The sequence below is a fragment of the Shewanella scandinavica genome, assembly GCF_031932065.1.
GTDB lineage: Bacteria > Pseudomonadota > Gammaproteobacteria > Enterobacterales > Shewanellaceae > Shewanella > Shewanella baltica.
Genome location: NZ_JAUOES010000022.1, coordinates 37,170 through 48,395, shown reverse-complemented (window position 1 = coordinate 48,395; position 11,226 = coordinate 37,170). Strand labels below are relative to the sequence as shown.

Here is an 11,226-nt window from a genome sequence, read left to right as displayed (position 1 = left end):
GCTACGGGAAGAAGTAAAATAATATGTTAGAAACCATAGTTAATTTTTTGAATGCGCTACTTTGGGGTAAGTTGTTAGTATACGGGCTAGTAGGAGCTGGTCTTTATTTTACCATTAGACTTGCCTTTATCCAGTTAACCCACTTTAAACATTCCATCAAAGTCATGACCATGAGTCGCCAAGGTTGCGATAGCGGTCTTTCATCATTTCAAGTCTTTTGTACCAGTATGGCGGCCCGTGTCGGTGCCGGTAATATGGCCGGTGTTGCAGTCGCTATTGGTGCTGCAGGTCCTGGTGCGGTATTTTGGATGTGGCTTATCGCTATTTTAGGTATGGCTACCGCTATGGTTGAATCAACCTTAGCGCAGGTTTACAAAGTACGTGATCATAATGGTCAATTCCGCGGAGGTCCTTCTTATTATATGGAAAAAGGCTTGGGTCAGCGCTGGATGGGCATTTTATTTGCTGTCTTTCTGATCATTGCCTTTGGTCTGGTATTCAACGCGGTGCAAGCAAATACGATTACTGGAGCCATGGAGCGAGTTTTTGGGTTTAATCCAACTTATGTCGGGATTGGACTGGTGATTGCCAGTGGATTTGTGATTGTCGGTGGTCTGCGTAAAGTTGCCCGAGTCTCTGAGTTTATTGTTCCTATCATGGCATTAGCCTATATTCTCGTTGCCTTTATCATCGTTATTTTCAACCTTGATCAACTACCTGCGATTATTAGCTTAATTGTGAAAAGTGCTTTTGGTTGGCAAGAGGCTGCTGCTGGTGGTGTCGCTTATACTGTCGCGCAAGCTATGCAAGCGGGTATTGCACGCGGACTCTTTTCGAACGAAGCGGGTATGGGCAGTGCGGCGAATGTCGCGGCCAGTGCGTCGCCTAATCCGAACCATCCAGCATCCCAAGGTTTTGTACAAATGATGGGTGTGTTTGCTGACACTATTGTTATTTGTACTGCAACGGCTGCAATAATCCTACTATCAGGAGATATTGGCTCGAGTGACGATGGCATACGATTAACCATTAATGCTATGTCTACTCATGTTGGTGACTGGGGTGGGGCGTTTATTGCGGTAGCGATTTTCTTATTCTGCTTTACCTCCATCATAGCCAATTACTCTTACGCTGAAACAAACGTGATGTTTTTAATGGGTAACAGTACTAAATTACTGCCTTTGTTCCGTTTGTGTGTATTGGGCATGGTAATGTTTGGTGCCGTGGCGAAGATAAGTCTGGTGTGGAACTTAGCCGACGTTTCCATGGGATTAATGGCGACAGTGAACATTATCGCCCTCTTACTGTTATCAGGTTTGGCTATTCGCGTCATCAACGATTATCGCGAGCAGGTCAAAGCGGGTAAGTCTCCTGAGTTTGATCGCAGTAAGTTCCCTGAATTAATGGATCAACTCGATGATGATATTTGGCAAGATGCCAGCCTTACATCGGTTAAAAAGCCTTAGGTAACCCAGATAGTCGACGACAGAGATTTCTGATTGTCGCAATCGAAAAGACCACGCCGTTAAAGCGTGGTTTTTTTATGTTCGTTCAGTATCATAGGCATGTCTTTTTGTTTCTGTTGGGAGTTTTTGATGTTGATATTGGTTTCGCCGGCGAAGACCTTAGATTTTGAACAGCCGCCACTGACACAGGTGTATTCACAGCCTGATTTCTTAACTCATAGTCAGGAATTGATCCAAGTTTGTCGGCAATTGACCCCTTCAGATATTGAGACTTTAATGAAGGTGAGCGATAAAATTGCGGGTTTAAATGCGGCGCGTTTCGGAGAGTGGCAGCCAGATTTTAATTTAGATAATGCCAAACAGGCTATATTTGCCTTTAGAGGGGATGTGTACACTGGTTTTGATGCTGACACCTTATCTGAGGATGAAATCGCCCAGACTCAGTCGCAGCTGCGTATTCTATCGGGTCTTTATGGGCTACTCAGACCGCTGGATTTAATCATGCCTTACCGCTTAGAGATGGGAACGGCACTTTCGAATCCAAAAGGTAAAAATCTATATGAATTTTGGGGTGATACCCTAACGCAAGCGGTAAATGAAGCGCTTGCGGAAAGTGGTAGCGATATTATTGTCAATCTTGCTTCTAATGAGTATTTCAAAGCGATAAAGCCTAAAAAACTGCAAGGGCAATTAATTTCACCCGTGTTTAAAGATGGTAAAAATGGTCAATATAAAGTGATCAGTTTTTTTGCTAAGCGTGCAAGGGGCATGATGGCGAGATATATCATCACCAATAAAGTGAATACCCTCGCTGAGTTAAAGGCATTTAATCTCGCGGGTTATTATTATAGTGAAGAGCAAAGTTCACCGACACATCCAACATTTTTACGTGCAGAGCAATAGCGAAATATCGAGAAGATGTTAATTGATAGAGAGAACAGCTTATGTTGTTCTCTCTATTATTTTTATCAACTCTCTATTTTTCAGCCTGAGTGGCTAAAGGCGTTAATGTCGCGGTTGAATTTGCCATGATATAAGCAAATTGTGCGTAGGCGGCGACGTTTTGAGCCAATGCGGCGGGGTCAATCTTATCTAAGGTATCATTCGGTGTGTGATGGTAATCGAAGTAATCGTGACCATCTTGCCTTAATGATGCAACAGGTACGCCTAGGGCTGGCAGCATAGACACATCAGGCCCGCCAGAAGCTTGGTTGTTGCCAAGTGCAACACCATTGAATGACATAGGGCTAAGTGCATGCTGTACCTCAGTCCATGCGCTCTCATTGACCTTAGTATCGATTTGATAGATTCGGCCCGCGCCAAAATCAGACTCTGCAGCTATGTAGTGCAGTGGTAATTCCGCTTTATGCGCTTCGGCATAGGCTTTACCGCCCACGAGCCCAATTTCTTCAGCGGCATATAGCACCACTCTGACAGTGCGAGCGGGTTTTACCGGAAGATCTTGAATATGCTTAGCTGCAGCTGTCACAATCGCGACACCCGCCCCATCATCAATTGCACCCGTACCTTCATCCCAAGAATCTAAATGAGCGCCAATCAATACTATTTCATTGGGCTTGCTGCTGCCTGTCACTTCGGCAATGACATTGTAAGACGTATTAAAGCCTGCATTCTTTGGTGACATCTGCAATTCAAGTAGAGCATCAGGATTGCGTTTTAGTAATGCATCGACCAAATCTGCATCGGGGTTTGACATGGCAGCAGCGGGGATCTTTGGCACGCCATCTTGGTAGCGCATAACGCCAGTATGGGCCATGCGGTCATGATCTGTGCCAATAGAGCGGATCACGATCGCAACTGCGCCTTTTTGCGCTGCTGCGACGGCACCTTTTGAGCGGCCGCCAACGCTTTTGCCATAACCTTCACCAGTAATGTGGCGTTCAGTTTTTTGGTCAATAAACGCAATCTTACCTTGCACGTCTTCAGGCTTGGCTTGTTGTAGTGCCTCTAGGCTATCAAAACGTGCGATTTTAGCCTGTAAACCACCTGCTGGTGTCGCAACGCTGCCGCCAAGCGCAGTAATGACCAGCGGCTGCTCGACTGGGAAGGTTATTTTGGCTTTGGCTTCACCGCGCTCCCAAATGGGCACTTGTACTGGTTCTTTATAAACGCGGTCAAATCCAAGGCTTGTCAGTTTCTCCATCGCCCAGTTAACGGCGATGATATCTTTTGGGCTACCAGCAAGTCTTGGGCCCACTTCAACCGTGAGCGATTCGACTATGTCATAGCCTAATTGTGAAGCTAATGCCGTCTGTTGTAATTTTATGGCTTCACTTGTCGTGGCGGTTTCTACTTGAGTTTGGCACGCACTTAAACTCCCAATTAAAAGACTAGAGAGAAGTGCAGTTTGATAGGGCTTCATTAGATTTCCTTTATTTTTATTAAGCATGTCCCATTTTTAAAAACAATCTAGCAAAAAGTGTGCTTTATGTCCCGACTATATCCGTAAGGCAACGCTATATTAGCGCAGGGGTTAGTTTTAGGAGAGAAAGTGCGTAATGAATATTGAATTAATGCAGGAGCGAGCCGATCATGCCGTAGTGCTATTAAAGGCACTCGCGAACGAACGCCGTTTATTTATTCTTTGTTATTTATTGAATGAAGGAGAAATGTGCGTTGGAGAAATGAATAAAAAATTAGGCTTAAGTCAATCGGCACTATCACAACACCTTGCTTGGTTACGCAAAGATAATTTAGTAACCACACGCAAAGAAGCGCAAACGGTATTTTATTCGCTCAAGAGTGATGAAGTACGGGAGATGATCCACTTATTGAATAACATTTATTGTCATTAATAGTGTTTTTCAGATATAAAAAAACCGGCAATTGCCGGTTTTTTTCATTTGCTATTTTATAGATTAAGCAGCGATTGCTTTGATCTTAGCGTTCAAACGTGCCTTTTGACGAGCGGCTTTATTCTTATGAATAAGACCTTTAGTCGCCATACGGTCAACGATTGGTTGAGCAACAGCAAAAGCTTCTGATGCTGTTTTGTGATCGCCTGCTTTAATTGCAGCGATTACTTTTTTAACGTATGTACGTAACATTGAGCGACGGCTGGCGTTATGCTGACGACGCTTTTCAGATTGAAGCGCGCGCTTCTTTGCAGACTTGCTATTAGCCAAGGTGCAACTCCTAAAAACTGGATTTGATACTTTTAAAGGCCGAGGAATATGCCTGCATTTAGTCACTTTGTCAATGACTATGATTGAATATTCATCATAAAGATAAATTAATCCAACCTGCCTTGGCTATCTTCGACCCAACTCGTGTAATATGTGGCGCAATTCTAGCAGCTATTACCGCAGTGTGACAGAGCCTGAATCGATTTTTTGAGATGTATCACCTAATCAATTCGATATGGGTCTGGGGGACGTTTGAGTAGAAAATTATTAAAATCTGGTCTGATTGTTAGTGCTATGACATTGATATCCCGTGTGTTAGGCCTTGTCCGGGACGTCGTTGTTGCTAACTTGATGGGGGCTGGGACAAGTGCCGATGTGTTTTTCTTCGCCAATAAAATTCCTAACTTTTTACGTCGTTTGTTTGCTGAAGGGGCTTTTGCACAAGCCTTTGTGCCTGTTTTAACTGAGTACCAAGAGAAACATACCGCGGAAGAAACCCGTGACTTGCTGAGTAAAGTCGCTGGCACATTAGGTTTGCTGGTGACGATTGTGACGCTTGTGGGCGTGGTGGCTTCGCCTGTGTTATCAGCCTTATTCGGCGGTGGTTGGTTTATCGCTTGGCTTAACAATGAGCCCGACGGCGCTAAATTTGAACTCGCCACCGTAGTGCTTAAAATTACTTTCCCTTACCTGTGGTTTATTACCTTTACCGCATTGGCTGGATCGATTTTAAACACCCGAGGCCGATTTGCCGTCTCGGCGTTTACCCCAGTATTCCTTAATGTGGCGATTATTTCCGCGGCCATATTTTTTGCGCCAACATCGACTCAACCCGAAATAACCCTTGCTTGGGGCGTTTTTTGTGGTGGATTAATCCAGTTTTTATTTCAAATCCCTTTTTTGCTGCGTGAAAAAGCACTCGTTAAACCTTCTTGGGGCTGGCACCACCCAGGCGTGGTGAAAATCAGAACATTGATGATCCCGGCGCTATTTGGCGTGTCGGTTTCGCAGATTAACCTGTTATTTGATACCTTTATCGCCAGTTTTTTGATGACGGGCTCGATAAGTTGGCTCTACTATGCCGACCGTTTATTGGAGTTTCCCCTAGGATTGTTTGGGATCGCGATTGGTACTGTTATTTTGCCTGCGCTGTCACGAAACCATGTGAATGCTGAAGGTGCGGGCTTTGGCTTGACGATGGATTGGGGAGTTAAAGCGATTTTACTGCTAGGTCTACCAGCCATGATGGGGTTGATCGTGCTCGCCAAGCCTATGCTGATGGTGTTATTTATGCGCGGCGCTTTTTCGATGCATGATGTTGAAATGGCTTCTTATAGTTTGATGGCTTACGGTAGCGGTTTACTCAGTTTTATGTTGATTAAAGTTCTCGCACCAGGTTATTACTCCCGCCAAGATACCAAAACACCGGTGCGTTATGGCATTATCGCGATGATCACCAATATGGGATTTAACTTATTGTTTGCCATTCCTTTTGGATATGTTGGTCTAGCAATTGCGACTTCAATGTCAGCATTGCTCAACGCCACTTTGCTTTATCGAGGATTACATATCGCTGGTGTTTATCGTGTGTCTAAGCCGACTATGGTGTTTTTTGCTAAAGCCGTGGTCTCTACCGCCTTGATGGTGGTAGTCTTGTATTACTTTTTACCTTCGCAACAAATTTGGTTAGATTGGCATTTGTTCGAGCGTGCAAAAGCCTTGATAGGCTTGATTTTAGCGGGGGCAGTCAGTTACTTGTTGGGACTGCTTTTGCTCGGAATTCGTCCTTGGTCAATTAAACGGGGAGTTTGATTGCTGATTCTCATCGCTAGCTGTTATATAATCAGCCGATTTGCGCTTGGCAGTTGTCTAAAGTTATGGAATTAATCCGCGGTATACATAACATTTTGTCATCCCACCACGGGTGCGTATTGACTATAGGTAATTTTGACGGCGTCCATCGTGGTCATGCACAAGTGATTGCGAACTTAGTGCAGAAGGCAAAGCAGTTATCGCTGCCATCTACGTTGATGACGTTTGAACCTCAGCCGCAGGAATTATTTAGCGGCGACAATGCGCCAGCTCGTTTAAGTTTATTACGTGATAAAGTCATGTTGCTCGATGAACTAGGGGTCGAACGGTTAGTGTGTGTTAACTTTAATCGCACTTTTGCCAATCAACCTGCTGAGCATTTTATTGAAGAATTGTTGGTCCGTAAACTCGGTGTTAAGTACCTAGTGGTCGGCGATGATTTTTGTTTTGGTCAGGGCCGTAAAGGCAATTTTGAGATGCTAGTGCAGGCGGGTATCCAATATGGCTTTACAGTGGTCAGCACCCAAAGTTTTATGCTGGGCTCGCAAAGAGTGAGCTCAACTGCCGTGCGTGAACAATTGGCTAAGGGGAATCTTGAGCAAGCAAGACGCTTGCTCGGTCATCCTTTTACCTTGAGTGGTCGTGTCGCACATGGGCAAAAAATTGGCCGCACCATTGGTTTCCCTACAGCCAATATCGCCTTAAAGCGCAATGTTGTGCCGGTACGCGGTGTGTTTGCGGTCAAGTGTTATTGGGATAACAGCGATATTTATGAGGGCGTAGCCAATATTGGGTTCCGTCCGACAGTGAACGGTCAAGTGTGTCAGCTTGAGGTGCATCTTTTTGATTTTGAAGGTGACATTTACGGCAAACATGTTGAGGTCGAGTTGGTGGCTAAACTCCGTGATGAGCAACCTTTTGACTCATTGGATGCGCTTAAGCAACAGATTTTAAATGATGCAAATGAAGCCAGAGCTTTATTTGGTAATGATGCAGGCTGAAATTTATCAGTTTAATTAACGGTATAGGATCAATGAGCGACTATAAATTTACTTTGAATTTGCCGGAAACAGAGTTTCCGATGCGTGGTAATTTGGCAAATCGCGAGCCAGAGATGTTAGAGCGCTGGACAAAAGACGGTTTGTATCAGCATATCCGTGATAGCCGAATTGGCCGTACTCCCTTCATTTTGCATGACGGCCCACCGTATGCAAATGGCAGTATTCATATTGGTCACTCAGTTAATAAAATCCTCAAGGACATTATTATTAAGTCAAAAACCATGTCTGGTTTTGACGCACCGTATGTGCCAGGTTGGGATTGCCACGGATTACCTATCGAGCTGAAAGTTGAGCAAAAAGTGGGTAAGCCTGGTCAAAAAATCTCTGCAGCAGAATTCCGCGAAGAATGCCGTAAATACGCAGCTGAGCAAGTTAACGGTCAACGTGAAGACTTTATCCGTTTAGGTGTATTGGGCGACTGGCAAAATCCGTACCTGACGATGGATTTTTCAACCGAAGCTAATATCGTGCGTTCTTTATCGAAAGTGATTGAGAGCGGCCATTTGCATAAAGGCGTTAAGCCAGTGCATTGGTGTACCGACTGTGGTTCTGCCTTAGCTGAAGCTGAAGTGGAATACGAAGACAAAACATCACCCGCTATCGATGTAGCGTTTGTTGCTGCTGACAGCAAAGCCGTTGCGGCTAAGTTTGGGGTAAGCGATTACTCACATCCTGTTTCTATGGTGATTTGGACTACCACACCATGGACGCTACCAGCGAACCGCGCCTTGTCATTAAGCCCTGAGCTGGATTACAGCTTAGTTGAATTCGAAAAAGACGGTGTGACGCAAGCGCTTATTTTAGCTGAAGTATTAGTTGAATCTTGCCTGACTCGCTATAACGTAGAAAGTCATACTGTGCTTGGTTCTACTAAAGGCGCAGCGCTTGAGCTTGTCCGCTTTAATCACCCGTTTTTAGATTTTGATGTTCCGGCAATTTTAGGCGATCACGTCACGACTGATGCGGGTACTGGTATCGTTCATACTGCCCCAGGTCACGGTCAAGACGACTTTGTGGTTGGTCAAAAATACGGTTTAGAAGTGGCAAATCCTGTTGGCGACAACGGTGTGTACAAGCCTGATACTGAGTATTTTGCTGGCCAACATGTCTTTAAAGCCAACGATAACGTTGTTGCTTTACTGAGAGAAAAGAGCGCCTTGCTGAATCACGTGGCTTACCGCCATAGCTACCCACATTGCTGGCGTCACAAAACACCGATCATCTTCCGTGCAACGCCGCAGTGGTTTATCTCTATGGATAACTATGGTCTGCGTACGCAAGCATTGAAAGAAATCGAACAGACTCAATGGATCCCTGATTGGGGTCAAAGTCGTATCGAAAAAATGGTTGAAAACCGCCCTGACTGGTGCATTTCACGCCAACGTACTTGGGGTGTGCCTATCACGTTGTTTGTGAATCGTGAAACCGAAGAGTTGCACCCAGATAGCGTGTCGCTAATGGAACGCGTGGCTAATCGTATCGAACAGCAAGGTATTCAAGCTTGGTGGGATCTCGATGCCGCCGAATTGTTGGGTGATGAAGCTGAGCAATATCGTAAAGTCACTGATACTCTGGACGTTTGGTATGACTCAGGTTCAACCTTCTCGTCAGTGGTTGCGGCTCGTCCTGAATTCCACGGACACGGCGTTGACTTGTATCTTGAAGGTAGCGACCAACATCGCGGCTGGTTTATGTCATCTTTGATGATTTCAACCGCTATGAATGGCAAAGCACCTTATAAGCAAGTACTGACTCACGGTTTTACCGTCGATGGTAAAGGCCGCAAGATGTCAAAATCTATCGGTAACGTGATTGCGCCGCAAACGGTAACCAACAAATTAGGCGCCGATATTCTGCGTTTATGGGTTGCGGCAACAGATTACAGCGGTGAGATGACGGTTTCTGACGAAATCTTAAATCGTAGCGCCGATGCCTATCGTCGTATTCGTAACACTGCCCGCTTCCTATTAGCCAACTTGAACGGTTTCGATCCTGCTAAGGATTTAGTTGCTGTTGAAGATATGGTGGCGTTAGACCGTTGGGTTGTGCGCCGCGCTGCTGCGCTGCAACAGGAAATTATTGAAGCCTATGAACAATATAACTTCCATATTGTGACTCAAAAACTGATGCAGTTCTGCTCGGTTGAGTTAGGCAGTTTCTATTTGGACATCATTAAAGATCGCCAATACACGGCTAAGCAAGAAGGTCATGCGCGTCGCAGCTGTCAATCGGCTCTGTATTTGATCTCTGAGGCCATGGTGCGTTGGATTGCACCAATTCTAAGCTTCACTGCTGACGAAGTATGGCAATTATTGCCTGGCGAGCGTGATGCTTATGTCTTTACCCAAGAATGGTATCAAGGCCTGAAATCAGTCACCTTAGCGACGGATTTGAGCGACGATTATTGGCAGCAACTGCTGACCGTGCGTAACGAAGTCAATAAAGTGATTGAACAAGCGCGTCGTGATAAACGTATTGGTGGTTCATTAGAAGCGGAAGTGACCTTGTTTGCCGATGCAGCTTTGACTGAACAATTAACCCATATCGGTGATGAGCTCCGATTTGTGTTATTGACCTCTGAAGCCAAAGTCTTGCCTTTAGCGGATGCGACATCGGAAGCGGTTGAAACTGAGCTTGAATCACTGAAACTAGTCGTTGCATCAAGTACTGCACAGAAGTGTGAGCGTTGTTGGCACCACAGAGAAGAGGTTGGCACCATTGAGGCCCACCCAACACTCTGTACTCGCTGCGTAACAAACATTGAAGGCGACGGCGAAGTTCGTCTGTTTGCGTAAAGGATCTGTATGCCATTAACTTGGAAAGACAGTGGCTTACGTTGGTATTGGGTAGCTGTATTGGTGTTTTTCGCCGATCAGCTATCTAAACAATGGGTCTTAGCCAATTTTGATTTGTATGAATCAGTGAATTTATTGCCTTCCTTTAATTTCACTTATGTACGTAACTACGGGGCGGCCTTTAGTTTTTTGAGTGACGCCGGTGGTTGGCAGCGTTGGTTATTTACGATTGTAGCGGTTGGATTCAGTACTTTATTAACAGTGTGGTTGCGTAAGCAATCTGCTTCTTTGTTGAAACTGAATCTGGCTTACACCTTAGTGATTGGTGGTGCTCTCGGTAATTTAGTCGACAGATTAATGCACGGTTTTGTGGTTGATTTTATCGACTTTTTTTGGGGTAAAAGCCACTACCCAGCTTTCAATATCGCTGATTCGGCGATTTGTATTGGTGCTGCGTTGATCATTTGGGATGCATTTTTAAGCGGTAAATCTGAAACAGATAGCGCCGAAGGGGTTAAGAAGTGACTGTGACGCGATCTTTACTATGCCATATGAACATTGTGCTTTCTGATGGTTCAACCGCAGACAGCACTAAAGCTTCGGGTAAACCAGCTCGATTAAATGTGGGCGACAGTACGTTAAGTCCTGCATTTGAGGCACAATTGGCAACACTTGCTGAAGGCGATAAACACAGTTTTACCCTTGAAGCGATTGATGCCTTTGGTGAATCAAATCCTGATGCTATTCACTATCTAGACAGAAGCCGTTTTCCGGCAGACATGAGTTTAGAAGCTGGCGTGATTGTCAGTTTTGCAGGCCCTGGTGGCAGTGAAATCCCGGGGATTGTCCGTGATGTCGCGGGTGATTCCATCACAGTCGATCTGAATCATCCTCTGGCAGGGCACAAGATCACTTTTGAACTGGACGTAGTAAAGGTACTTTAAGA

At 45.1% G+C, this 11,226-nt stretch carries 10 protein-coding genes; 8 read left to right on the top strand and 2 right to left on the bottom strand.

Annotation, left to right across the window (positions count from 1 at the left end):
- Positions 1-23: 23 nt before the first annotated feature.
- Positions 24-1,466 carry an alanine/glycine:cation symporter family protein gene (locus tag Q4Q50_RS17160; protein WP_220592252.1) on the top strand — a complete coding sequence of 481 codons (1,443 nt, stop codon included), beginning with the start codon at positions 24-26 and terminating at the stop codon, positions 1,464-1,466.
- Positions 1,467-1,595: 129 nt separating this feature from the next.
- Complete coding sequence (gene yaaA / locus Q4Q50_RS17155; RefSeq protein WP_311900389.1) at positions 1,596-2,369, top strand: peroxide stress protein YaaA; 774 nt, start codon at positions 1,596-1,598, stop codon at positions 2,367-2,369.
- Between the two features lie 73 nt (positions 2,370-2,442).
- On the opposite strand, the gene Q4Q50_RS17150 is transcribed toward yaaA, so the two are convergent.
- Positions 2,443-3,849: a M28 family metallopeptidase gene (locus Q4Q50_RS17150; protein WP_311900388.1), complete on the bottom strand. Its 1,407-nt coding sequence runs from the start codon at positions 3,847-3,849 to the stop codon at positions 2,443-2,445.
- Between the two features lie 136 nt (positions 3,850-3,985).
- Here Q4Q50_RS17150 and Q4Q50_RS17145 point away from each other — a divergent pair, with 136 nt between their 5' ends.
- Entirely contained in the window at positions 3,986-4,282 is a 297-nt protein-coding gene (locus Q4Q50_RS17145; RefSeq protein ID WP_006084975.1) for an ArsR/SmtB family transcription factor, read from the top strand.
- A 63-nt stretch (positions 4,283-4,345) separates the two neighbouring features.
- Here the strand turns inward: Q4Q50_RS17145 and rpsT are convergent, their stop codons facing one another.
- On the bottom strand, positions 4,346-4,612 hold the full coding sequence (gene rpsT / locus Q4Q50_RS17140; RefSeq protein WP_311900387.1) for a 30S ribosomal protein S20: 267 nt from the start codon (positions 4,610-4,612) through the stop codon (positions 4,346-4,348).
- Between the two features lie 252 nt (positions 4,613-4,864).
- Between rpsT and murJ the strand changes: the two genes are divergently transcribed.
- The 5 genes from murJ to fkpB all read left to right on the top strand — a co-directional run bounded on the left by murJ (position 4,865) and on the right by fkpB (position 11,224).
- Complete coding sequence (gene murJ, locus Q4Q50_RS17135) at positions 4,865-6,424, top strand: murein biosynthesis integral membrane protein MurJ (RefSeq protein ID WP_311900385.1); 1,560 nt, start codon at positions 4,865-4,867, stop codon at positions 6,422-6,424.
- Positions 6,425-6,489: 65 nt separating this feature from the next.
- Entirely contained in the window at positions 6,490-7,425 is a 936-nt protein-coding gene (gene ribF / locus Q4Q50_RS17130; RefSeq protein ID WP_006084977.1) for a bifunctional riboflavin kinase/FAD synthetase, read from the top strand.
- A 32-nt stretch (positions 7,426-7,457) separates the two neighbouring features.
- On the top strand, positions 7,458-10,280 hold the full coding sequence (ileS, locus tag Q4Q50_RS17125) for an isoleucine--tRNA ligase (protein ID WP_311900383.1): 2,823 nt from the start codon (positions 7,458-7,460) through the stop codon (positions 10,278-10,280).
- 9 nt (positions 10,281-10,289) lie between these two features.
- On the top strand, positions 10,290-10,805 hold the full coding sequence (gene lspA / locus Q4Q50_RS17120; protein ID WP_311900381.1) for a signal peptidase II: 516 nt from the start codon (positions 10,290-10,292) through the stop codon (positions 10,803-10,805).
- On the top strand, positions 10,802-11,224 hold the full coding sequence (gene fkpB, locus Q4Q50_RS17115; protein WP_311900379.1) for an FKBP-type peptidyl-prolyl cis-trans isomerase: 423 nt from the start codon (positions 10,802-10,804) through the stop codon (positions 11,222-11,224). Before lspA ends, fkpB begins: the two co-directional genes overlap by 4 nt.
- Positions 11,225-11,226: the final 2 nt, after the last annotated feature.